Raw genomic sequence first — 23797 nt, forward strand, 5'->3', positions numbered from 1 at the left:
GAAGGCCCTGACAGCGCTGAAAGAAGAAAATGCGCTGGTCAGGGCCTAGAACGTCAGCACTCGATGATGTTCACCGCGAGGCCGCCGCGCGCGGTCTCCTTGTACTTGACCGACATGTCCGCCCCGGTCTCCTTCATGGTCTTGATGACCTTGTCGAGCGAGACCTTGTGGCTGCCGTCGCCGCGCATCGCCATCTTCGCCGCCGTCACGGCCTTGACCGCGGCCATGCCGTTGCGTTCGATGCACGGGATCTGGACCAGGCCGCCGACCGGGTCGCAGGTCAGGCCGAGGTTGTGCTCCATGCCTATCTCGGCCGCGTTCTCGACCTGCTCGGGGGTGCCGCCGAGCACCTCGGCCAGCGCACCCGCGGCCATCGAACAGGCGGAGCCGACCTCGCCCTGGCAGCCGACCTCGGCGCCGGAGATCGAGGCGTTCTCCTTGAAGAGCATGCCGATCGCTCCGGCGGCGAGCAGGAAGCGGACCACGCCGTCCTCGTCCGCGCCCGGCACGAAGTTCATGTAGTAGTGCAGCACCGCCGGGATGATGCCCGCGGCACCGTTGGTGGGTGCGGTGACGACGCGGCCGCCCGCGGCGTTCTCCTCGTTCACGGCCATCGCGTACAGCGTGATCCACTCCATGGAGCGGGCCAGTGCGTCGCCCTCGGCACGCAGCTGGCGGGCGGAGTTGGCCGCCCGGCGGCGGACCTTGAGGCCGCCGGGCAGGATGCCCTCGCGGGACATCCCGCGCGAGACGCAGGCCTGCATGACCCGCCAGATCTCCAGCAGGCCCTCGCGGATCTCGTCCTCGGTGCGCCAGGCCTTCTCGTTCTCCAGCATCAGCGCGGAGATCGAAAGACCGGTCTCCTGCGCGAGCCGCAGCAGCTCGTCGCCGGTACGGAAGGGGTACTTCAGCACGGTGTCGTCGAGCTTGATCCGATCCTCGCCGACGGCGTCCTCGTCGACCACGAAGCCGCCGCCCACCGAGTAGTACGTCTTCTCGAGTACGAGTCCGCCCTGGGCGTCGTACGCGAAGATCGTCATCCCGTTGGCGTGGTACGGCAGCGCCTTGCGGCGGTGCAGGATCAGATCCTTGTCGAAGTCGAAGTCGATCTCGTGCATACCGAGCAGATTGATCCGGCGCCCGGTGCGGATGCGCTCGACCTGGGCGTCCGCGGTCTCGACGTCGACGGTACGGGGAGAGTTGCCCTCAAGACCGAGCAGCACGGCCTTCGGGGTGCCGTGGCCGTGGCCGGTCGCGCCCAGTGAGCCGAAGAGCTCGGCGCGTATGGCGGCGGTGTGGGCCATCAGGCCCTCGTTCTTGAGCCGCCGCGCGAACAGGGCGGCCGCGCGCATCGGGCCGACGGTGTGGGAGCTGGACGGGCCGATGCCGATCGAGAACAGGTCGAAGACCGAAATGGCCACGGAAGACTCCTAGGGGGTTGGTAGACGCCTTTGTCTGCCGGGGTGGTGCAGAGGGCGGTGCGTGGCGGTACCGAGGCGATACCTGGTGCGGGGCACCGCACGCACTGACCAGTGTGCGCGGTGCCCCGTGAGTTCGTACAAAAGCGTACGGAATTACTTCAGGCCAGGGTAAAGCGGGTGCTTCGCGGCCAGGGCCGAGACCCGGGCGCTCAGCGCCTGCGTGTCGTACGACGGCTTCAGCGCCTCGGCGATGATGTCGGCGACCTCACGGAAGTCCTCGTCCTGGAAACCGCGGGTGGCCAGCGCAGGGGTGCCGATCCGCAGACCCGAGGTGACCATCGGCGGCCGCGGGTCGTTCGGGATCGCGTTGCGGTTGACCGTGATGCCCACCTCGTGGAGGCGGTCCTCGGCCTGCTGGCCGTCCAGCTGGGAGTTGCGCAGGTCGACCAGGACCAGGTGCACATCCGTGCCGCCGGACAGTACGGAGACGCCGTGCTCGGTCACGTCGGCCTGGATCAGACGCTCGGCGAGGATACGGGCGCCGTTCAGGGTGCGCTGCTGGCGCTCCTTGAACTCCTCGGTCGCCGCGACCTTGAAGGAGACCGCCTTCGCCGCGATGACGTGCTCCAGCGGACCGCCCTGCTGACCGGGGAAGACCGCGGAGTTGATCTTCTTGGCGAGCTCCTGCGTCGACAGGATCACACCGCCGCGCGGACCGCCGAGGGTCTTGTGCGTGGTGGTGGTGACGACATGGGCGTGCGGCACCGGGTTCGGGTGCAGACCGGCGGCGACCAGGCCCGCGAAGTGGGCCATGTCGACCATCAGGTACGCGCCGACCTCGTCCGCGATCCGGCGGAAGGCCGCGAAGTCGAGCTGGCGCGGGTACGCGGACCAGCCGGCGACGATCAGCTTCGGACGGGACTCCTTGGCGAGGCGCTCGACCTCGGCCATGTCGACCTGGCCGGTCTCGCTGTCCACGTGGTACGCGACCACGTTGTACAGCTTGCCGGAGAAGTTGATCTTCATGCCGTGGGTCAGGTGCCCGCCGTGGGCGAGGTTCAGACCCATGATCGTGTCGCCCGGCTTCAGCAGCGCGAACATCGCGGCCGCGTTCGCCTGGGCGCCCGAGTGCGGCTGGACGTTGGCGTGCTCGGCGCCGAAGAGTGCCTTGATGCGGTCGATCGCGATCTGCTCGACGACATCGACGTGCTCGCAGCCACCGTAGTAGCGGCGGCCCGGGTAGCCCTCGGCGTACTTGTTGGTGAGGACGGAGCCCTGCGCCTCCATGACCGCGACCGGAGCGAAGTTCTCCGAGGCGATCATCTCGAGGGTGGACTGCTGGCGGTGGAGCTCGGCGTCGACAGCGGCGGCGACGTCCGGGTCCAGCTCATGGAGAGGGGCGTTGAGAAGCGACATCTCGATCCCTGTCGTGGTCGTGGTCAGTTGCCGGAGAACTCGGTGTACTCGTCGGCGGAGAGCAGGTCCTTCGGCTCCTCGCTGACGCGCACCTTGAAGAGCCAGCCGCCCTCGAAGGGGGCGGAGTTCACCAGAGACGGGTCATTGACGACGTCCTCGTTGGCCTCGGTGACCTCACCGCTGACCGGGGAGTACAGGTCGCTGACGGACTTGGTCGACTCCAGCTCACCGCAGGTCTCGCCCGCGGTCACCGTGTCACCTACCTCAGGGAGCTGGACGTACACCACATCGCCGAGTGCGTTCGCCGCGTGCTCCGTGATGCCGACCGTCGACACGCCGTCCTCGGCGGCCGACAGCCACTCGTGCTCCTTGCTGAAGCGCAGCTGCTGGGGGTTGCTCATGGCCTGAATTCTCCTGTACGCGGGGGAGTGCTGGTGAACGGAGTGAAGGTGCGGACGATCACTTCTGGCGCTTGTAGAACGGCAGCGCGACGATCTCGTACGGCTCGTGGGTGCCGCGGATGTCGACGCCGACGCCCTCGCTGCCCGGGACGGCGTGCGTCGCGTCCACATACGCGATGGCGATCGGCCTGCCGAGGGTCGGGGAGGGCGCACCGGAGGTGACCTCGCCGACGACCTGGCCGCCCGCGACCACGGAGAAGCCGGCCCGCGGGACCCTGCGGCCCTCGGCGATCAGGCCGACGAGCTTGCGCGGCGGGTTGGACTCGGCGCGCACGGCGGCTGCCTCGAGTGCCTCGCGGCCGACGAAACGCCCGTCGTTCGTGGTCTTCTCGAACTTCACGACCCGGCCGAGGCCCGCGTCGAACGGGGTCAGCGCGGTGGTCAGTTCATGCCCGTACAGCGGCATGCCCGCCTCCAGGCGGAGCGTGTCGCGGCAGGACAGACCGGCCGGGACGAGACCGACGGGCGCGCCCGCCTCGGTCAGCGCCTGCCAGAGCTTCTCGGCGTACTGCGGCTGGACGAAGAGCTCGAAGCCGTCCTCACCGGTGTAGCCCGTACGGGCGATCAGCGCCGGGACGCCGGCGACCGTGCCGGGCAGGCCGGCGTAGTACTTCAGCCCGTCCAGGTCGGCGTCGGTCAGCGATGCGAGGATCCCGGGGGACTCCGGGCCCTGGACGGCGATGAGCGCGTACGCGTCGCGGTCGTCCCGTACCTCGGCGTCGTAGCCCTCGGCGCGGGCGGTCAGCGCGTCCAGCACCACCTGGGCGTTGCCCGCGTTGGCGACGACCATGTACTCCGTCTCGCCGAGGCGGTAGACGATCAGGTCGTCGAGGATCCCGCCGTCCTCCTGGCAGATCATGGTGTAGCGGGCGCGGCCGACGGCCACTCCGCCGATGTTGCCGACCAGCGCGAAGTCGAGGAGATCGGCCGCGCGCGGTCCGCTGACGGTGATCTCGCCCATGTGCGACAGGTCGAAGAGACCGGCCTTGGTGCGTACGGCGTTGTGCTCGTCGCGCTCACTGCCGTACCGCAGCGGCATGTCCCAGCCCGCGAAGTCGGTCATGGTCGCGCCCAGCGAGCGGTGCAGGGCGTCGAGGGCAGTCAGACGGGGGACGTGACTCATAGAAGTGGCTCCCAGGGCATGGCCGGCGAGGACAATCCTCCCCATCTGTCATCGGAACCTGAGAGGTTCGTCCCGACCACACGTATTGATGGTCGTGACTTGCACCTTGGGTGGAGCCACTCGACAGCGGCTCGCTTTTCAGATCTGCCTCATCACACGCGGTACGGGGCCTGAGAGATTCAAGGGAGGGACTTGCTCCTTCGGCGCCCGGCGCACACAGTGGCCAGGACTCTCCCGCGTGGATTCAAGCGGCCGGTATGCAGTTGGCGGGCACATCATTGCACGCATCGCGCCAGAGTGGTGCGTGTGGTCCGGAACGCGGCCGCGCCTGCCCGAAGTGGCCCGCAGCTGCGAATAGGTTGTGTCGCATTACCAATTCTTTACACTTCATGGGCAAGGGTGAGCGTGACCCGACATGGGGGAGGGTGATGACGTTGCAGCAGTCCGGTGCCTGTGCGACGACCGCGGGGGTGCCCGCCCGGCCGGACATGTCCGCACGGGAACTGCGCGGGGCGCCCGAGGCCATACTGCGCGACCTCAGGGACCGCTCGGGGCGCAGTCCGCACAGTCTGGTCTTCGCCGCCGGTGATGTGGTGGTCGTCTCCGGCCTGCCCGGCAGCGGCAAGTCCACGTTGATCCGGCGCGCGGCGCGCGGCCGTGTCATCGACTCGCAGGACACCCGGGACCGCTGGGAGGCCCTGATGCCGCGGCTGCTGCCGTACGCCGTCTACCGCCCGCTGGTACGGATCGCCCACTACGCCGGGCTGAGGCGGGCGCTGCGCTCCGGCGAGAGTGTCGTCGTCCATGACTGCGGTACGCAGACCTGGGTGCGGCGCTGGCTGGTCCGCGTGGCGCTCCGTCGCGGGAGCGGTCTCCATCTGGTGCTGCTCGACGTCACGCCCGAGGTCGCCAGACAGGGCCAGCGCGAGCGGGGTCGCGGTGTCTCCGGGTACGCCTTCGCCCGGCACCGGCGCGCGGTCGGGCATCTGATCGGCGACGCGGAGGCGGGCCGGCTGCCGGCGGGCTGCGCTTCGGCGGTGCTGCTGGACCGGGACGCGGCGGGGGTGCTGGCGCGGGTCGGCTTCGAGAAGCCGTAGGGCGGTGCGCGCGGGGCTGGGACTCGGCCTCTGAGGCCTTTGAGGAGCGGGATCCGCGGAGCCCCGGTTCATGTCCGTCGGGCCGCGGAGTTAGGCTCGTGGCGCGCAGCCGTGGAAGCCGGGGGAGAAGGACCGCACATGGAGATACCGGAGCAGACCCATCCGTATCCGTCTTCCGGCTGGCCGGGGAACGAGCTGGAAGAGGTGCTCGGCGCATCGCTCGGCAACCCCTCGGCAGGCGGCCGGCTGGTCGAGGTGCTCGGCCGCAGTCATATCTGGGTGCCGCTGCCCAACGGCGGCGGACCCGACAGCCCCGATCTCGATCTGCCCACGATGGAGATCGACGGCGCTCCCTATGTCCCGGTCTTCAGCTCCGAGCAGCAGTATCTGCAGTGCGTCGGCAGCCATGTCTCCTTCACCGTCGCGCCCGCACGGGAATTCGCCCGCGGGCTGCCTCCGCAGCTCGGTATCGCCGTGAATCCCGGCGGTACGGTCGGCGCGCCGCTGCCGCCGCCCGCGGTCGCCGAGCTGTGCCGGGTGGGACGTACACCGCTGGACGGCCCCGCGACCGGCGGCCGGGTCCGGCTCTTCGAGCCCGACTGGCAGGAAGAGCCGGTCGACTTCCTCGCCGCCGCGGCCGGGGAGTTCGAGGCCTCCGGCGTCGTCCTCACCGCCCGTCGTGCGCTCGCCTCCATCGAGGGCGACCCGCCGGCCCTCTTCATAGGTGTCCAGCTCTCCTCCTGGGAGGCCGCCGAGCGCAATGCCCCGATGGACGCGCTCGGCCGGGCGCTCGGCCGGGTCCAGGTGGGCTGGCCGGTCAACCTCGTACTGCTGGATGCCGCCCAGGACCCGGTCGGCGCATGGATGCTGGAGCGGGTGCGGCCCTTCTACGAACGGCCGCACTTGTAGTCGTCAAGTCGGTGTCAGGACTGCCGATTAAGCTGGTTTGATGGCCTTACCGCAGCACTCGTGTGCCCGGGGCGGCTGTGGTGTTGCTGCATCGAAGAGGCATCGAAGAGGGGCGGAACCAGGGTGAGTGCGTCAGGCACCGCGGCGGCCGGGCAGGTCGAGCACATGCTGCGCCAGGTGACTCCCGGACGCTACGACGCGTACGAGGCGCTGCTGCACGCCATCGCCGACCCGTCGAACGGCCAGGTCTGGATGCTGCTCTGGCACGGCCAGGCCGGATCGTCGGACGCCCAGTACGGCAACATGGAGGTCGACGGCGTCGGCTACGCGCCCTGCGTCACCTCCGCCCAGGAGCTCTCCGTCTCCGGCTGGAACCGTGCCCACGAGGTGGTCACCGGCCGGGACATCGCCCGCGCGCTGTACCCGGACCGCTGGGGTATCTGGCTCAACCCGCACGCGCCGGGCGGCGGCGTCGGCATCCCCTGGCTGGATCTGCGCCGCATCGCCACCGGCCTCGACCGGATGCCCGCAGGACCGCTGCGACTGTCCGAACCGGCCATCGAGCTCCCGCACTTCTACGGCCTGCTCGCCCAGAATGCCCACCGCACGCACGCGATCCGCTCGCTGCGCCGCGCCTGGGTGCAGCCCGCGCTCGGCGCTCCGTATCTCGCCATCGGGCTCGATCTGTACGACACGAGCAGGCAGTCCGTGGACACGGTGCGGGCGATGATGCAGCAGTCGATCGCCGCGGTACCGGACGGGTTGCCGGTCTCCACCGTCGCGATGTCCGACGAGTACGACCCCGTCACGATGTGGCTGCGGGCCAACGCCCGCCCGTTCTACGACCGTGAGGCCCATGCCGGCGGCGTGCCCGCCGGCGGCGGCTACGGCTATCCGCCGCCGCACGGCCGCTGAGTCGGCCGTGACAGCACATTGACGCTCAGGGCCTGACCTGCTGATTCCATGCCCCAACTTCACACTTGGGGTGCAATTGTGTGCGCTTGGACCTTCAAACGCCTTGCAATCGAAGAGCCGCCCTCGTCCGCATGGCGGCACAACAGTCAACTTTCGCCCCATTTGCGATATTTGGCGTTCCGCTCAGTCGGTGGCTCCGTCCGTATAACGGAAACCCCCTCCCCTCATCACGTTTGAGCAAACATTCCCCGAGGGGTCTGGCGGGTGATCGCGGCAGCGTTGAAGACTCCCGGCAACAAGGACCCTTCGGTCCTGTGTACGACCAGCTTTTTCGAACATTCCTCGCAACACACACAACTGCACCACTGATGTGAACGAAGCCGCTACAGCGGCGGGCATGGGTCGGTCACCGCCGGCCGAGAGGGGTCCCCACCACGATGACGGCACCACTGCACGACACGAGCGCGGCCGAAACCGCGGCCGTCGATGTCGCCGCCGATGTCCCGCAGAAGGCCATCGAAGGGCGTTCGCCCTGGAAGATCGCCTGGATCCGGTTGAAGCGTGACAAGGTCGCACTTGTCGGCGGTTTCGTGGTGCTCCTCCTGATCGTGGTCGCGATATTCGCTCCACTGATCGTGAGTCTGCTCGGCCACCCGCCGGAGGAGCTCCACGAGGATGCGATCGACCCGCTGTTGGGTACCCCGATCGGTGACTGGGGTGGCATCAATTCCGACTTCCTCTTCGGAGTTGAGCCGGTCAACGGCCGGGACGTCTTCAGCCGAATCGTCTACGGCGCGCGGATCTCGCTTCTCGTCGCCTTCCTGTCCGCCTTCGTCGCGGTCACCCTGGGCACCGTCTTCGGAGTCGTCGCCGGCTACTTCGGCGGCTGGGTCGACGCGGCGATCAGCCGGGTGATGGACCTGCTGCTGGCCTTCCCGCAGCTGCTCTTCATCATCGCCCTGATCTCGGTCGTCCCGAATGAACTGTGGGGCTTCTCCGGTTCGGGTCTGCGCATCGCGGTCCTCGTCCTGGTGATCGGCTTCTTCGGCTGGCCGTACATCGGCCGGATCGTGCGCGGGCAGACGCTCTCGCTGCGTGAGCGGGAGTACGTCGAAGCGGCGCGCAGCCTCGGTGCGGGCCGTACGTACATCCTCTTCCGGGAGCTGCTGCCGAACCTGGTGGCCCCGATCACCGTCTACACGACGCTGATGATCCCCACCAACGTCCTGACGGAAGCCGCCCTGAGCTTCCTCGGCGTTGGCGTCAAGCCGCCCACTCCGTCGTGGGGCGAGATGCTCTCGACGGCCGTGCGCACCTACGAGGACGATCCGCTGTTCATGATCATCCCGGGCCTGGCGATCTTCGTCACCGTGTTGGCCTTCAATCTCTTCGGCGACGGCGTACGAGATGCGCTGGACCCGAAGGGGTCCCGCTGACCCCCACACGTCCCTGCGGACACACCGCCCCTGCCGAAGCCGTCAGGAGCAATAGCCCAGAACCACGGCCCTCAAGGGCAGTGACTACTACGGAGGTTGCGAGCATCGTGACAACCAATCGCACGTCGAAGCGCAGGCTTGCCGCAGGCACGGCTGTCGTGCTCGCGGCCCTGCTGACCGCCACGGCATGTGGCGGCAAGGACGACGGCAAGGACGGCGCCGGCAAGGCGGCCGGCTTCAACGCCGGCATTGGCAAGGTCGCCAACGCGTCCGACACCAAGGGCGGCACGCTGAAGTTCGTCGGCACCCAGGACGCCGACTCGTGGGACCCGCAGCGCGGTTACTACGGCTTCATGTGGGACTTCGCCCGCTATTACACCCGCCAGCTCGTCAGCTTCAAGGCGGCGCCGGGCCAGGGCAGCACCGAGCTCGTCCCGGACCTCGCGACCGCGAAGGCCGAGATATCGGACGGCGGCAAGACCTACAAGTACACCCTCAAGGACAACGTGACCTGGGAGGACGGCACGCCCGTCACCTCGCAGGAGATCAAGTACGGCATCGAGCGCACCTGGGCTCAGGACGTCATCTCCGGCGGTCCGGTCTACCTGATGCAGGTGCTCGACCCGAAGACCGAGTACAAGGGTCCGTACAAGGACAAGGCCGCGGACAAGCTCGGCCTGAAGGCGATCGAGACGCCGGACGCGAAGACCATCGTCTTCAAGCTGCCGAAGCCGAACGGTGACTTCGAGCAGATGCTCGCCATGCCGGCGGCCTCGCCGGTGAAGAAGGAGAAGGACACCGCCTCCAAGTACGGCCTGAAGCCCTTCTCCAACGGCCCGTACAAGATCGACTCGTACGCGCCGAACAAGTCGATGTCGCTGTCCCGCAACACCAACTGGAAGCCCGCCTCGGACACCATCCGCAAGGCGCTTCCGGACAAGATCACGGTCACCTTCATGACCAACGCGGACGACATGGACAAGCGCCTGCTCAAGGGCGACTTCGATGTCGACATCAACGCGACGGGCATCGGCCAGGCGGCGCGTACCACCGCCCTGCGCAAGCACAAGGACAACCTCGACAACGGCCAGACCGGCTTCATCCGCTACGCGGTCTTCCCGCAGACGGTCAAGCCGTTCGACAACATCGAGTGCCGCAAGGCAGTCATTTACGCCGCCGACAAGAAGTCGCTGCAGACCGCCCGTGGCGGCCCGCAGGCCGGTGGCGACATCGCCCCGAACATGCTCCCCGCGGGCATCAAGGGTTCCGACCCCACGTACGACCCGTACGAGGTCCTCAAGAACGACAGCAAGCCGAACGTCGAGAAGGCCAAGGCCGCGCTGAAGGCCTGTGGCCAGCCGAACGGCTTCAAGACCACCATCGCGGTGCGCAACAACAAGCCGGTCGAGGTCGCCACGGCCGTCTCGCTGCAGAACGCGCTGAAGCAGGTCGGCATCGACGCTCAGGTCGACCAGTTCGACGGCGCCCAGACGTCCGGCATCATCGGTTCGCCGAAGGTCGTCAAGTCCAAGGGCTACGGCATCATCATCATGGGCTGGGGCGCGGACTTCCCGACCGGCCAGGGCTTCTCGCAGCCGCTGGTCGACGGCCGGTTCATCCTGCAGAGCGGTAACAACAACTTCTCCGAGCTGAACGACCCCGCGGTCAACAAGCTCTTCGACCAGGCCATCGCCGAGACCGACCCGGCCAAGGCCGGCGAGATCTACAAGCAGATGAACCAGAAGGTCTCCGAGGCTGCTGTCTACCTGCCCTTCGTCTACGACAAGACGATCACCTGGCGCAGCACCCGCCTGACCAACGCCTACACCGCGGACGCCTACAACGGCCGCTACGACTACGCCTCGCTCGGCGTCGTCAAGTAAATCCCAGTCAGTTCACGTTCCAGTGCCACACCCGCTAGGCACGAAGGGCAGGTGATGGCCGCGAGCGGTGGCCCGGGGCCCTCTCCATAAGAGAGGGCCCCCGGGCCACCGTCGGGCCGAGCGCAGTGCTTGCATATCTCATCAGGCGAATCTTCGCCGTCATCGTCATGCTGATGGTCATCACGCTGGTGACCTTCGGAATCTTCTTCCTCTTCCCCAAGATGATCGGGACGGACCCGGCGCTGTACTTCGTCGGCAAACAGTCCGACCCCGCCTCCATCGAGGGCATCCGGCAGAAGATGGGCCTGGACGACCCGATCCTGGTCCAGTTCGGGAAGTTCGTGGCCGGGCTGGCTGTCGGACGGACGTACGCCAACGGCTCCGACGTGACGCAATGCGCCGCGCCCTGCTTCGGGTACTCGTTCAAAACCGAGCAGGAGGTCTGGCCGCTGCTGCTCGAGTGGCTGCCGGTCACCCTCTCGCTCGCCGCGGGTGCTGTCGTGCTCTGGGTGATCGGTGGTGTCTCCACCGGCATCATCTCCGCCCTCAAGCGCGGTACGCCGCTGGACCGTTCGGCGATGGGCATCGCTCTCGGCGGTGTCTCGCTGCCCATCTACTTCACCGGCATGCTCTCCCTGGCGCTCTTCTCCGACCAGCTGGGGTGGTTCGACCGGCCGGACGCGGCGTTCAGTGAGGATCCGGCGGCCTGGTTCAACGGCATGGTTCTGCCGTGGGTCACGCTGGCCTTCCTGTACGCCGCGATGTACGCCAGGCTCACCCGCGCCACCATGCTGGAGGTCCTCAACGAGGACTACATCCGCACCGCCAGAGCCAAGGGCCTCACGGAACCGGTGGTCATCGGCAAGCACGCGATGCGCTCGACCATGACCCCGATCCTGACCGTCCTCGGCCTGGACCTCGGAGCCCTGGTGGGCGGCGCGGTCCTGACCGAGAGCACCTTCTCCCTGCACGGCCTCGGCTACAACGCGGTGAAGGCAATCAGCGACCACGATCTGCCCGTGATCCTCGGAGTCACGCTCATCGCGGCCTTCTTCGTCGTCCTCGCCAACCTCGTCGTGGACCTCATGTACGCAGTGATCGACCCCCGAGTGAGGCTCTCATGACCGATCTGACGAAGACCGGCGCCGTCGGCGAGCCCGTCTCCGCGGGCTCGGCCCCCTCCACCGCCTTCCTCGAGGTACGCGACCTCCAGGTGCACTTCCCGACCGACGACGGTCTCGTGAAGTCGGTCGACGGACTCTCCTTCACGCTGGAGAAGGGCAAGACCCTCGGCATCGTGGGTGAGTCCGGTTCCGGCAAGTCGGTGACCTCGCTCGGCATCATGGGCCTGCACCGCGTCGGCCAGTACGGCCGGCAGAAGGCGCACCTCTCCGGCGAGATCTGGCTGAACGGCAAGGAACTGTTGACCGCAGATCCGGACGAGGTACGCCGCCTGCGCGGCCGCGACATGGCGATGATCTTCCAGGATCCGCTGTCCGCGATGCATCCGTACTTCACCATCGGCAAGCAGATCAGCGAGGCGTACCAGGTCCACAACAAGGCGGACAAGAAGACCGCCCTGAAGCGGGCCGTCGAGTTGCTGGACCGGGTGGGCATCCCGGAGCCCCACAAGCGGGTGGACAGCTACCCGCACGAGTTCTCCGGCGGTATGCGCCAGCGCGCGATGATCGCGATGGCGCTGGTCAACAACCCCGAGCTGCTCATCGCGGACGAGCCGACCACCGCGCTGGACGTCACCGTCCAGGCGCAGATCCTCGACCTGATCCGGGATCTGCAGAAGGAGTTCGGCTCCGCGGTCATCATCATCACCCATGACCTGGGCGTCGTCGCCGAGCTGGCCGACGACATCCTGGTGATGTACGGCGGCCGCTGCGTCGAGCGGGGTCCGGCCGAGAAGGTCTTCTACGAGCCGCAGCACCCCTACACCTGGGGCCTGCTGGGCTCGATGCCGCGTATCGACCGTGACCAGACCGAGCGCCTCATCCCGGTCAAGGGTTCCCCGCCCAGCCTGATCAACATCCCCAGTGGCTGTGCTTTCCACCCGCGTTGCCCGTACGCCGATGTGCCCAAGGGCGGGATCACCCGCACCGAGCGGCCGGAGCTGCGGGAGGTCGGCAGCCGACACCACTCGGCCTGCCACATGTCGCAGGAGGACCGCACGCGGATCTGGACCGAAGAGATTGCGCCGAAGCTTTGAGTGAGACAAAGGATTCCGAGATGGCGATCCCGGAGCAGGCCACCTCCTCGCCCGAGCCGTTGCTCAAGGTCACCGGACTGGTCAAGCACTTCCCGATCACGAAGGGGCTGCTGCGCCGGCAGGCCGGTGCCGTTCAGGCGGTCGACGGCATCAGCTTCGACGTACTTCCCGGCGAGACGCTCGGTGTCGTGGGTGAGTCCGGCTGTGGCAAGTCGACGATGGGCCGGCTCATCACCCGGCTGCTCGAACCGACCGGTGGCAAGATCGAGTTCGAGGGCAAGGACATCACGCACCTCGGTGTCGCGGGCATGCGCCCGATGCGCCGGGACGTGCAGATGATCTTCCAGGACCCGTACGGCTCGCTGAACCCGCGCCACACGGTCGGTTCGATCGTCAGCGCGCCGTTCAAGCTGCAGGGCGTCACACCCGAGGGCGGGATCAAGAAGGAGGTCCAGCGGCTGCTGGGCCTGGTCGGTCTCAACCCCGAGCACTACAACCGCTACCCGCACGAGTTCTCCGGCGGCCAGCGCCAGCGCATCGGTATCGCGCGGGCCCTCGCCCTGAAGCCGAAGCTGGTCGTGGCGGACGAGCCGGTCTCGGCGCTGGACGTGTCGATCCAGGCGCAGGTGGTGAATCTGCTGGACGACCTCCAGGACGAGCTGGGTCTCACCTATGTGATCATCGCCCACGACCTGTCGGTCATCCGCCATGTCTCGGACCGCATCGCGGTGATGTACCTGGGCAAGATCGTCGAGCTGACGGACCGCAAGTCGCTGTACGAGTCGCCGATGCACCCGTACACGAAGGCGCTGCTCTCGGCGGTGCCGGTGCCTGACCCGAAGCGGCGTGGCGCCAAGAGCGACCGCATCCTGCTCAAGGGCGACGTCCCGTCGCCGATCTCCCCGCCGAGCGGCTGCCGGTTCCACACCCGGTGCTGGAAGGCGACGGATATCTGCAAGACGCAGGAACCGCCGCTGCTGGCACTGAAGACGGGCCACCAGGTGGCCTGCCACCACCCGGAGAACGCACCGGACCTGGCCCCGGGCGACGCGGCGCTCCTGCCGTCGGCGCGGGAGGCGATCGAGATCGTCGACGTGACGCCGAAGGCATCGGAGACCGCAGGGGCGAGCCTTGCGAAGTCCGACGAGGACGCGGACCACACCGAGGCCGGGGCGAGCCTCGCCAAGGCCGAGCCTGAGGCCATCGAGGCGGAGACCCCGGCCGCCGCGGCGTCGGACGACGCCGCCGACAGCGGGCCTGAGCCTGCCGTGGGTGAGGACGCCGATGCGCAGCCGGGCGACAGGACCGGGCCCGTCGAAGGCAAGGCGTCCGACGGGTAGTCAGGCGCTGCCGGGGTGAGAGCTCCGGCCGATGGCGACGCCGTCGGCCGGGCCGGGCCTGTCGCAGGCGAGAGCGCCGATGCGCAGGGCGAGTCCGGGGCAACCGGGGCGGAGCCTTCGGCCGAGCGCGGCGTCGTACGCCGACGGCGCCGGGACCTGCCGGAGGTGCGGCCGCGCAGCCGCAGGCCGAGCCTGCGGCCGGCGAAGGTGACGGCTCGGCCAGGAGGGGCCGTGGGCGCCGGGGAAAGCGAGGCCGCGCCCGCCCGGGCGAAGAAGGCGAGGCCGAGGCTCAGCCCGCTACGGGCGTCGTCGGCGGCGCCGCGGAGGCCGCCGGCGGGGACCGCCGGTCGATCCGCGGGTAACCACGGCAAGCTCCGCGTCGTGGAACCGGCACAATCGTCCGGTGCTCCATGAACTGTTCACGCCCTCCGTCCAGCATGCGCTCGACCTCGCCGGGATCTTCGTCTTCGCGATCTCCGGCGCACTGCTCGCCGTACGCAAGAATTTCGACGTCTTCGGCATCGCGGTGCTCGCTGAGGTGACCGCGCTGGGCGGAGGGCTCCTTCGTGACCTGATCATCGGGGCCGTCCCGCCCGCGGCCTTCAGCGATCTCGGTTACTTCCTCATGCCGCTCGTGGCGACCGCTCTGGTCTTCTTCCTGCATCCGCACGTCGAGCGCATCCAGGTCGGTGTCAATGTCTTCGACGCCGCAGGCCTCGGCCTGTTCTGCGTCACCGGCACCACCAAGGCCTACGAGTACGGGCTCGGCCTCACCTTCTCCGCCGCGCTCGGGCTTGCCACCGCCGTGGGTGGCGGTGTGCTGCGTGACGTACTCGCCAACGAGGTGCCGTCGCTGCTGCGCTGGGACCGTGATCTGTACGCCGTCCCCGCCATTGTCGGCGCGACCATGGTGGTGGTCGCCATCCAGTTCGACGTACTGAACGCGGCCACCAGTGGATTCGCCGTGGTGACCGCGTTCGTGCTGCGGCTGCTCGCGATGCGCTTCCACTGGCGCGCGCCGCGCGCCTGGAACCGGCGCTCGGCAGCCGCCGAAGAGAGCTAGCCGAAGAGAGCCGGCAGAGCCGGACCGCTCCGGAATGCCGCGTTCCGCCGGTCTGGCCCGCACAGAGCAAAAAAAGCTACCGCTCAGTAATTTTCTGTTGTACGGTGCCGCCATGGCACAGGCAGTACAGGCAACCATCGGGGACAGTGAGTTCGACCGCGACACCGCTGTCACCCTGCGCGCACCGGGCATCTATGACGCGGAGCTCTCGGCGGGCTGGACGATCATCCGCGCCGTCAACGGCGGCTACCTGCTGGCCCTGCTCGGCCGTGCGCTCGGGGACGCTCTGCCGCACCCCGACCCGTTCACGGTCTCGGCGCACTACCTCACGGCGTCGCACCCGGGCCCCGCGGTCATCCGCACCGAGGTCGTACGCACCGGCCGCACGCTCTCCACCGGCCAGGCCTCGCTGTTCCAGTACGCCGAGGACGGCACGGAGGTCGAGCGCATCCGCGTCCTCGCCTCGTACGGAGACCTGGACGCGCTGCCCGACGACGTACGCACGTCGGCGGAGCCGCCCGTCATGCCGGCGCTCCAGGACTGCCTCGGCCCGTCCGACGGTCCCGCGCCGAAGATCCCCGGCAGCTCGGCCATCACGGAACGCCTGAACATCAAGCTCGACCCGACGACCGTCGGCTGGGCCGTCGGCGCCCCCTCCGGCAAGGGCGAGATGCGCGGCTGGTTCGCCCTCGCCGACGGCCGTGACGCCGACCCGTTCTCGCTGCTGCTCACGGTCGACGCGCTGCCGCCGACCTCGTTCGAGCTGGGCCTGAAGGGCTGGACGCCGACGGTCGAACTCACCACGCACATCCGCTGCCGCCCGGCCCCCGGACCGCTCCGGGTCTCCATCGCGACCCGCAACCTGGCCGGTGGATTCCTGGAGGAGGACGCGGAGGTCTGGGACAGCGCGGACCGCCTGGTGGCTCAGTCGCGCCAGCTGGCGAAGGCTCCGCGCGACTGAGGACCCGCCTTCATGTCGTTGCCGGTATATAACCCGCGAAGTATGTTCGAGGTATGCCCATACCGTTCGACGTGCTCGCGGATCCGAGCAGGCGCAGGATCCTCGATCGGCTTCTGGAGCGTCCGCACCTGGTCGGTGAGCTCACCGACCGGCTCGGCCTGAGCCAGCCCGGCACCTCCAAGCATCTGCGAGTGCTGCGGGAGGCCGGTCTGGTCCGGGTCCGCCAGGACGCCCAGCGCCGCTGGTACGAGCTGACGCCCGAGCCCCTCGCGGAGCTCGACGCCTGGCTCGCGCACTACCGCCATCTGTGGGCGGGGAGTCTCGACGCTCCCCCGGACTTCGTCCGGGTGGACCCCCATGGACGACAGTCCGACGCGATGGAGGACGACTCCTCATGAACCCGCACTCCGACACTCTCACCACTGCGGACGGGCGCACCGCGCTCCGGATGGAGCGCCGGCTCGCGCAGCCGCCGCAGCGAGTCTGGGCCGCCATCACCCAACCCGCCCACCTCGCCCGGTGGTTCCCGTCCGAGGTGTCCGTGGAGCTCAGGCCCGGAGGGGCAATCGGCTTCGTCTTCCCCGGTTCCGGCGAGCCGGGGATGACAGGCACCGTGACGGACGCAGAGGAGCCGCGTGTCTTCGCCTTCACCTGGGGCGAGGACCATCTGCGCTGGGAGATCACCCCGGAGGGCGATGGCTCGCTGCTCACCCTCGTCCACACCTTCGGCGACCGCTTCGGCGCGGCGAGCTTCGCCTCGGGCTGGCATCTGTGCATCACCGCGCTGGGCCAGTTGTTGGACGACGGGAAGGTCGACGTCACACAGGACACCTTCGGTGAACTGCACGAGACGTACCTCGCGCAGTTCGATCTGGGCCGCGGCGTGGTCGAGCACACGGCGGACGGTCGCCGGATCCGCATCGAACGCCAGCTGGTGCGCCCCGTGGAGACGGTCTGGGCCGAACTGACTTCGGGCACGGAGCCGTTGAAGGGCACACCGGCACCGAAGGGGTTCACCGCACCGCGGACTCCTCCGGGCCCGGTCAGCGAAGTGCACGCCCCGGACCTGCTGGCTTTCACCACCCACTCCGGGGGTGAGGTCCGCTGGCAGCTGACCCCCGGCACGGGCCACGGCCCGCGCCTGATCCTGACCGAATCGGGTCCGGGCGACTTCGACGCGGAATCGGCGCTGACGGCCTGGCAGTCCCGCGTCGACGCCTTGGCGGCCCGCCTGCCGGAGAAGTAGGGCGGAGGTTCAGCCGCTCGGGGGGTGCCCCACGGTCAAGCAGGGTGGGGCACCCCTCCCATGCGTCACACCGAGCGCCCCAGCCACGCCGCCAGGCGGTCGTACGCGTCAGCACCCTCCGGCGCTTCCCGCACCGGCCCGAAGGGAGCGCCTTCCGCGCGGGATTCGGGCGGCAGCACCTCGTGGGCGATCGGCAGGATCACCTCCGCCAGGGCCGGGTCGAGCGGCAGCGGGTGGCCCAGGGACCACGAGAGGTCCCACGTGTGCGTGAGTGTCTCCATCACGTAGCCTCCCACCGCGGCCGCGCCCGGCACCGTGCCCCACGGGACCGTGACCTCACGGGTCAGCTTCGTGTCGTCCGCCCACGCCGCCGTGAACCGGCGGTGGGCCTCCTCGTACGCCGTCACCCAGCCGTCGTCCGCGACACCGTCCACCCGGGCCGGCACGGACAGGCCGTCCCCGCCCTCCCCGATGAGCGCGATCCGGTGTACACCGCCCACGACATGGGACAGCAGCGCCCGTACATCGAACTCCGTACACGGTGTCGGGCCGTCGAGCCGCTCCGGCGTCACGGTCTTCAGCACGCTCGCGAACTGGTCGGCCGCGCGCTCGTACAAGGGGCGGGGATCGTTCATGGTGTCCATCTCCTCAAGACCGGAACTCGGTGACGAGGGGGACTCTTCCGGGATAACCTGACACCTTCCGTCATGTTTTCCAAAGACCCTGAGACCCGTGAAATCCGACCGGCTGCTATCGATCCTGCTGCTCCTCCAGACCCGCGGTCTTGTCCCGGCCGCCGAACTCGCCGAGCGGCTCGAAGTCTCCGTACGCACCATCTACCGCGACATAGAGGCGCTCTCCTCCTCCGGCGTCCCCGTCTACGCCGAGCGCGGGCGGCACGGCGGCATCACGCTGCTGCCCGGCTTCCGTACCGATGTCACCGGGCTGACCGCCGACGAGTCCCGCGCCCTCTTCGTCCTCGCCGCCCAGGGCGTCCACTCCGCGCTCGGCCTCGACGAGGCGCTCGGCTCCGCACTGCGCAAGGTCATGGCCGCGCTGCCCGAACCGCACCGGCCGGCGGCCGAGTTGACGAGCCGGCGGATCCTGGTCGACCCGGCCCGCTGGATGCGCGTACCGCAGCCGGCCGTCGATCTGGACGTGCTGAACTCCGCCGTCTTCACCGACCGACGGCTGCGACTGCGCTACCGGCACAGCGGGACGACCGAACCGCGGACCTATACGCTCGATCCGTACGGACTCGTCGTCAAGGCGGGCGTCTGGTACCTGGTCGCCGACCACCGGGCCGCCCCTCGGCTCTTCCGCGCGGACCGCGTGCTCGCCGCCACTCTCACCGACGCGCCGGTCCGGCGGCGCCCCGGCCGGGAACTGGCGGACGTCTGGCAGGTGTTGCGCCGTCAGGTCGAGGCCCGCCCGGCGGATGTACGGGTGACGGCGCTGGTGCGGACCGACCGGCTGGACATGTTCCTGCGTATACAGGCCGGTCAGATCGCCGAGGAGCCTCAGGTCGCCGGCGAGTGGGCGCGCGTGGAGCTCGCGCTGTCGACCGCGGCCGCGGCCCGCGCGCTGCTCGCCTTCGGCGACAGCGTGGAGGTGCTCTCCCCGCCCGAGGCGCGAGAAGAGCTGGCCCGCGCGGCCGCGGCCGTCGCCGAGTTGTACGGAAACGGGCCCGCCGGGCCCGTCAGTCCAGCCAGTGGCGCCGGCCCAGACTCACCAGACGCAGCTGGCGGCGGGCCACCGAACTGACCCGCTCCTCGCCCTCGGGACCGGCCTCCAGGAACGTGTACGCCGTCATCACCATGTGGTCGACATAGACGCCCGCGAGCATCCGCAGATCCGCCTCGCTCCATCCCGCCGACTCCGGCTCGCGTGCGAAGGCCGCCGCCACCTCGTCGGCGAACCGGCGCAGTTGCGCGCCTATCGCCTTGCGTACGGGCTGCACTCCGCCATGGCGCTCGCGGGCGATGAACCGGACATGCGCGGGGGATCTGCGGACGAGATCCGCGATCAGCGCGACGGTCCGGTCGATACGTACATCGTCACCGGTCTCGGCGAGCGCCTCGCCGATCATGGCGTGCAGGCTGCCGAGCGCCTCCTCGACGAGCGCGACGCCGAGGTCGGCCGTGTCTCTGAAGTGCCGGTAGAACGCCGTCGGTGCCACACCCACGGCCCGAGTCACCTCACGCAGTCCGAGGCTGCTCAGGCTCTGCTCCTCGAGGAGCTGCAGCGCGGCGTCCAGGAGGGCCTGACGGGTCTTCTGTTTCTGGGCCTGACGGATCCCGACGGTGTGACTCATAACATTCAGTAAACAACCGTTCTCCCGAGAAGGGAAGTGTAGACTCGTCAGTCAGTGAACAATCGTACTCACAAGTGTTCACCCAAAATTCGGAAGGACGACAATGATCGCCATCGTCGCAGCGCTTCTCCTCCTGGGAATCATGCTGGGCGCAGTGGCCCAACTCCCGCTCTCCGTCACCGCCGTGGCCTGCGCCCTCATCGGTGCATGGCTGATCGTCTTCGCCGTGCGCGAGCGTCGCGCCCGGAACCACTGATCCGGAAGGAGCCGAACCACCATGCAACTCACCGCTACCGCACGCACTGCACGCACCGCACGCGGCGCCCGCACCGAGAGCACCCTCGGGGATGCCGCCGACCGGAATGCCACTCAGCCCGGAACCCGGCCGGCTACGCAGTCCGAAACCCGTCCCGAAGCGCGGCGCGACGCCGACGGCATGGCCGTCGCCGCGTTCGTCCTCGGCCTGGTCGGCCTGCTCGTGATGAACATCCTGCTCGGCCCGATCGCCGTGGTGCTGGCCGTGATCGCCCTCTGGCGAGGCACCACCCGCCGCTTCCGCGCCCTGCTCGGACTCGCACTCGGCGTCGCCGACCTGGCCGTTCTCGCCGTACTCGTCAGCGTGAACGGAACCGTCGTCTGGGGCCTCGGAGGCTGACACCGGCGGCCGCGGAGAGCCGGGAAAGCGGAGCCCGCACGCCCGTGCACCCCTGCGCCGCGTCCGCGCCCCCGCCGGGCCTCGTAGAATCGTGGCCACCATGGCTTACCTGGACCACGCTGCGACCACTCCGATGCTGCCGGAAGCCGTCGAGGCGATGACCGCGCAGCTCACCGTCACCGGCAACGCCTCCGCGCTGCACGCCGCCGGGCGCCGGGCCCGCCGCGCCGTCGAGGAGGCCCGCGAGACCCTCGCCGAGGCGCTCGGCGCACGGCCCAGCGAGGTGGTCTTCACCTCCGGCGGCACGGAGGCCGACAACCTCGCCGTGAAGGGCCTGTACTGGTCGAGGCGCGACGCCGACCCGGCCAGGACTCGCGTACTGGCCAGCCCCGTCGAGCACCACGCTGTCCTCGACGCCGTCGACTGGCTCGGCGAGCACGAGGGGGCGACGGTCGAGTTCCTGCCGGTCGACGCGTACGGGCGGGTGCAGCCCGAGGCGCTGCGCCAGGCCATCGCGCGCAATCCCGACGATGTCGCGCTCGCCACGGTCATGTGGGCCAACAACGAGATCGGCACCGTCATGCCGGTGGCCGAACTCTCCGCCGTCGCGAAGGAGTTCGGCGTCCCGCTGCACGCCGACGCGGTCCAGGCCTTCGGCCAGCTCGAAGTGGACTTCGCCGCATCGGGTCTGGCCGCCATGACCGTCTCCGGACACAAGGTCGGCGGCCCGTACGGCATCGGTGCGCTGCTGCTCGGCCGTGAGTACAGCCCGGTGCCCGTTTTGCACGGTGGCGGCCAGGAGCGCCACGTGCGTTCCGGCACCCTCGACGCCCCCGCCATCGCGTCCTTCGCCGTGGCCGGCCGCCTCGCCGCCGAGCGGCGTGAGGACTTCGCCCACGAGATCGGCTCGCTGCGCGACGACCTGGTCCGCGCCGTCCGTACGGCGGTCCCGGACGCGATCCTCGGCGGCGACCCGGACGACCGCCTCCCCGCCAACGCCCACTTCTCCTTCCCCGGCTGTGAGGGCGACTCCCTGCTTCTGCTGCTGGACGCACAGGGCATCGAGTGCTCCACGGGCTCCGCGTGTACGGCCGGCGTCGCCCAGCCCAGCCATGTACTCCTCGCCACCGGTACCGACCCGGACCTGGCCCGCGGCACCCTGCGCTTCAGCCTCGGCCACACCTCCACCAAGGCGGATGTGGACGCGGTCGCGGAAGCCATCGGCCCGGCAGTGGAAAGGGCCCGTACGGCCGGTCTGGTCTGATCCCGGCCGCTTTGCCGCTGACCGGGCCCGCGCAAGGCCGCTGACCGGGCTCGCGCAAGGCCGCTGACCGGGCTCGCGCAAGGCCGCTGACCGGGCTCGCGCAAGCGGAATGCCCCCGCGCACGCGGAATGCCGTCGAATCGCCGGTTCTACCGGGCCGCCGCCCGAGCGTCCCCCACCAGCCTCATGTAGCGGTCCCAGTCCCAGTGTGGCCCGGGATCGGTGTGGTCCGTCCCCGGCACCTCCACATGCCCGATGATGTGCTCGCGGTCCACCGGTATCCCGTACCGCCCGCAGATGTCCGCCGTCAGTTTCGCCGACGACCGGTACATCGCGTCCGTGAAACCGGCCGGCCGGTCCACGAAACCCTCGTGCTCTATGCCGATGCTGCGTTCGTTGTACGAGCGGTTCCCGGAGTGGAAGGCCACATCCAGCTCACGGATCATCTGAGCCACATGCCCGTCCTTGCGTACGACATAGTGCGTCGCGGCCCCGTGCCCAGGATCCTTGAAGGACTTGAGCGCCGACGGATAGCTGCCCTGGACGACATGGATGACCACGCGGTCGATGGGGTAGTCGTCGGGCCGGTCCGCGAGTCGCCGGTTCGCCCGTGACGCGGCAGTCCATTCCGCGCCCGCGTGGTCGATCTCACCCGCCTTGCGTGCCTTCGTGATCCCCGGCACCCGCCACCAGAGGCGCTTCAGCTCGTCCCTGGCCAGCACGCCGGCGCCCACCACCGCGGCCCCGCCGCCGATCAGCACGGCCCGCCTGCTCACGGCCTGCCTGCCGCCCCCGCCATCGCGCTTCGAATCACTCCCCATGTGATCACCAACGCATACTCGCGAGCTTTCGGTTCCCCGGGCCCCTTACCCTGGTAGGGCTATGACTCCTCAGACTTCCCAGCGCCCCCTCCGAGTCCTCGCCGCAATGTCCGGCGGCGTGGACTCCGCCGTCGCCGCCGCCCGCGCCGCCGAGGCCGGACACGATGTCACCGGCGTGCACCTGGCGCTCTCCGCGAACCCGCAGTCCTTCCGCACGGGCGCGCGCGGCTGCTGCACCATCGAGGACTCGCGCGACGCCCGCCGCGCCGCGGATGTCATCGGCATCCCCTTCTACGTGTGGGATCTCGCCGAGCGCTTCCGTGAGGACGTGGTGGAGGACTTCATCGCGGAGTACGAGGCCGGCCGCACTCCCAACCCCTGTCTGCGCTGCAACGAGAAGATCAAGTTCGCCGCGCTGCTCGACAAGGCGCTCGCGCTCGGCTTCGACGCCGTCTGTACCGGTCATTACGCCACGGTCGTGACGGGCGAGGACGGCAGCCGCGAACTGCACCGCGCCAGCGACATGGCCAAGGACCAGTCGTACGTCCTCGGGGTCCTCGACGAGCGGCAGCTGGCGCACGCCATGTTCCCGCTCGGCGACACCCTCACCACCAAGAACGAGATCCGCGCGGAGGCCGAGCGCAGGGGACTCGCGGTCGCCAAGAAGCCCGACAGCCACGACATCTGCTTCATCGCGGACGGTGACACCCAGGGCTTCCTCGCCTCGCGCCTCGGCACGGCGGAAGGCGACATCGTCGACGAGTCCGGCACGAGGCTGGGCAGCCACGACGGGGCCTTCGGCTTCACGATCGGCCAGCGCAAGGGCCTGCGCATCGGCCACCCGGCCCCCGACGGCAAGCCGCGCTACGTCCTGGACATCTCCCCGGTGAACAACACGGTGACGGTCGGCCCGGCCGAGGCACTGGACGTCACGGCCCTGACGGCGATCAAGCCCCGCTGGTGCGGCACGGCGCCCAAGGGCCCGGGGACGTACACCGCTCAGCTGCGCGCGCACGGCGGCGAGACATCGGTGACCGCCGAGCTCGTCGACGGCACGCTGAATGTGCGGTTCGCCGAACCGGTGCGTGGCGTGGCGCCCGGCCAGGCGATTGTGCTGTACGACGGCACGCGCGTGGTCGGCTCGGCGACCATCGCGACGACCGGGCGGACGGCCGCGCCGGTCGCCTGAACCCGGCGGCGGCCGGTCAGTGCCGGAGCCGGCTGTTCGGTACCGGAGCCGTCAGTCCCCGCTCCG

General features: G+C 69.3%; 24 protein-coding genes and 1 riboswitch. Of the genes, 17 read left to right on the forward strand and 7 right to left on the reverse strand.

Going from position 1 to position 23797, the window contains the following annotated elements:
- Positions 1-53 precede the first annotated feature (53 nt).
- The 4 genes from OG966_RS28350 to gcvT form a co-directional block, all read right to left on the reverse strand.
- On the reverse strand, positions 54-1421 hold the full coding sequence (locus tag OG966_RS28350) for an L-serine ammonia-lyase (protein WP_326652736.1): 1368 nt from the start codon (positions 1419-1421) through the stop codon (positions 54-56).
- A gap of 153 nt (positions 1422-1574) precedes the next feature.
- Complete coding sequence (gene glyA, locus OG966_RS28355; RefSeq protein ID WP_326652737.1) at positions 1575-2837, reverse strand: serine hydroxymethyltransferase; 1263 nt, start codon at positions 2835-2837, stop codon at positions 1575-1577.
- Between the two features lie 23 nt (positions 2838-2860).
- A complete protein-coding gene (gene gcvH, locus OG966_RS28360) occupies positions 2861-3238 on the reverse strand; it encodes a glycine cleavage system protein GcvH (protein WP_326652738.1) in 378 nt (125 codons plus the stop codon).
- A 58-nt stretch (positions 3239-3296) separates the two neighbouring features.
- The gene (gene gcvT, locus OG966_RS28365) at positions 3297-4421 is read right to left on the reverse strand and encodes a glycine cleavage system aminomethyltransferase GcvT (RefSeq protein WP_326652739.1); all 1125 of its coding nucleotides are present in this window, start codon (positions 4419-4421) and stop codon (positions 3297-3299) included.
- Positions 4422-4570: 149 nt separating this feature from the next.
- A riboswitch (glycine riboswitch) is annotated at positions 4571-4668 on the reverse strand.
- A 181-nt stretch (positions 4669-4849) separates the two neighbouring features.
- On the opposite strand from gcvT, the gene OG966_RS28370 reads away from it, so the two are divergent.
- From OG966_RS28370 to OG966_RS28425, 12 genes are all read left to right on the forward strand, one after another.
- Entirely contained in the window at positions 4850-5518 is a 669-nt protein-coding gene (locus OG966_RS28370) for an AAA family ATPase (protein ID WP_326652740.1), read from the forward strand.
- A 138-nt stretch (positions 5519-5656) separates the two neighbouring features.
- Positions 5657-6427, forward strand: a complete 771-nt coding sequence (locus tag OG966_RS28375; RefSeq protein ID WP_326652742.1) for an enhanced serine sensitivity protein SseB — start codon at positions 5657-5659, stop codon at positions 6425-6427.
- 123 nt (positions 6428-6550) lie between these two features.
- Positions 6551-7342, forward strand: coding sequence for an enhanced serine sensitivity protein SseB C-terminal domain-containing protein (locus OG966_RS28380; RefSeq protein ID WP_326652743.1), 792 nt, complete (start codon positions 6551-6553; stop codon positions 7340-7342).
- A 437-nt stretch (positions 7343-7779) separates the two neighbouring features.
- Positions 7780-8778, forward strand: a complete 999-nt coding sequence (locus OG966_RS28385) for an ABC transporter permease (RefSeq protein WP_326652744.1) — start codon at positions 7780-7782, stop codon at positions 8776-8778.
- A gap of 107 nt (positions 8779-8885) precedes the next feature.
- Positions 8886-10661 (forward strand): ABC transporter substrate-binding protein, encoded by a 1776-nt coding sequence (locus OG966_RS28390; RefSeq protein WP_326652745.1) that lies wholly within the window; start codon positions 8886-8888, stop codon positions 10659-10661.
- A gap of 125 nt (positions 10662-10786) precedes the next feature.
- A complete protein-coding gene (locus tag OG966_RS28395) occupies positions 10787-11785 on the forward strand; it encodes an ABC transporter permease (protein ID WP_326652746.1) in 999 nt (332 codons plus the stop codon).
- Positions 11782-12879 carry an ABC transporter ATP-binding protein gene (locus OG966_RS28400; protein ID WP_326652748.1) on the forward strand — a complete coding sequence of 366 codons (1098 nt, stop codon included), beginning with the start codon at positions 11782-11784 and terminating at the stop codon, positions 12877-12879. The genes OG966_RS28395 and OG966_RS28400 overlap by 4 nt, the downstream gene beginning before the upstream one ends.
- Positions 12880-12899: 20 nt before the next feature.
- Complete coding sequence (locus OG966_RS28405; RefSeq protein WP_326652749.1) at positions 12900-14219, forward strand: dipeptide ABC transporter ATP-binding protein; 1320 nt, start codon at positions 12900-12902, stop codon at positions 14217-14219.
- A gap of 403 nt (positions 14220-14622) precedes the next feature.
- Complete coding sequence (locus tag OG966_RS28410) at positions 14623-15282, forward strand: trimeric intracellular cation channel family protein (protein ID WP_326652750.1); 660 nt, start codon at positions 14623-14625, stop codon at positions 15280-15282.
- Positions 15283-15394: 112 nt separating this feature from the next.
- Positions 15395-16243: a thioesterase family protein gene (locus OG966_RS28415; protein ID WP_326652752.1), complete on the forward strand. Its 849-nt coding sequence runs from the start codon at positions 15395-15397 to the stop codon at positions 16241-16243.
- Between the two features lie 53 nt (positions 16244-16296).
- Positions 16297-16641 carry an ArsR/SmtB family transcription factor gene (locus OG966_RS28420; protein WP_326652754.1) on the forward strand — a complete coding sequence of 115 codons (345 nt, stop codon included), beginning with the start codon at positions 16297-16299 and terminating at the stop codon, positions 16639-16641.
- Complete coding sequence (locus tag OG966_RS28425; RefSeq protein ID WP_326652755.1) at positions 16638-17489, forward strand: SRPBCC family protein; 852 nt, start codon at positions 16638-16640, stop codon at positions 17487-17489. Before OG966_RS28420 ends, OG966_RS28425 begins: the two co-directional genes overlap by 4 nt.
- Positions 17490-17554: 65 nt before the next feature.
- Here OG966_RS28425 and OG966_RS28430 read toward each other — a convergent pair whose 3' ends face one another.
- Positions 17555-18133 carry a TIGR03086 family metal-binding protein gene (locus OG966_RS28430; protein WP_406731003.1) on the reverse strand — a complete coding sequence of 193 codons (579 nt, stop codon included), beginning with the start codon at positions 18131-18133 and terminating at the stop codon, positions 17555-17557.
- A gap of 88 nt (positions 18134-18221) precedes the next feature.
- On the opposite strand from OG966_RS28430, the gene OG966_RS28435 reads away from it, so the two are divergent.
- A complete protein-coding gene (locus OG966_RS28435; protein WP_326652758.1) occupies positions 18222-19253 on the forward strand; it encodes a helix-turn-helix transcriptional regulator in 1032 nt (343 codons plus the stop codon).
- On the opposite strand, the gene OG966_RS28440 is transcribed toward OG966_RS28435, so the two are convergent.
- The gene (locus OG966_RS28440; RefSeq protein ID WP_326652759.1) at positions 19189-19803 is read right to left on the reverse strand and encodes a TetR family transcriptional regulator; all 615 of its coding nucleotides are present in this window, start codon (positions 19801-19803) and stop codon (positions 19189-19191) included. The two genes, OG966_RS28435 and OG966_RS28440, sit on opposite strands and share 65 nt — an antisense overlap.
- Before the next feature lie 103 nt (positions 19804-19906).
- Here OG966_RS28440 and OG966_RS28445 point away from each other — a divergent pair, with 103 nt between their 5' ends.
- The 3 genes from OG966_RS28445 (at position 19907) to OG966_RS28455 (ending at position 21722) form a co-directional block, all read left to right on the forward strand.
- A complete protein-coding gene (locus OG966_RS28445; RefSeq protein ID WP_326652760.1) occupies positions 19907-20059 on the forward strand; it encodes a hypothetical protein in 153 nt (50 codons plus the stop codon).
- A 21-nt stretch (positions 20060-20080) separates the two neighbouring features.
- Complete coding sequence (locus OG966_RS28450) at positions 20081-20458, forward strand: DUF4190 domain-containing protein (protein ID WP_326652761.1); 378 nt, start codon at positions 20081-20083, stop codon at positions 20456-20458.
- A gap of 100 nt (positions 20459-20558) precedes the next feature.
- A complete protein-coding gene (locus tag OG966_RS28455) occupies positions 20559-21722 on the forward strand; it encodes a cysteine desulfurase family protein (RefSeq protein ID WP_326652762.1) in 1164 nt (387 codons plus the stop codon).
- Positions 21723-21870: 148 nt separating this feature from the next.
- Here the strand turns inward: OG966_RS28455 and OG966_RS28460 are convergent, their stop codons facing one another.
- On the reverse strand, positions 21871-22542 hold the full coding sequence (locus OG966_RS28460; protein WP_326652763.1) for an N-acetylmuramoyl-L-alanine amidase: 672 nt from the start codon (positions 22540-22542) through the stop codon (positions 21871-21873).
- 61 nt (positions 22543-22603) lie between these two features.
- Between OG966_RS28460 and mnmA the strand changes: the two genes are divergently transcribed.
- On the forward strand, positions 22604-23731 hold the full coding sequence (mnmA, locus tag OG966_RS28465) for a tRNA 2-thiouridine(34) synthase MnmA (RefSeq protein ID WP_326652764.1): 1128 nt from the start codon (positions 22604-22606) through the stop codon (positions 23729-23731).
- Positions 23732-23797: the final 66 nt, after the last annotated feature.

Source organism: Streptomyces sp. NBC_01750 (genome assembly GCF_035918095.1).
GTDB lineage: Bacteria > Actinomycetota > Actinomycetes > Streptomycetales > Streptomycetaceae > Streptomyces.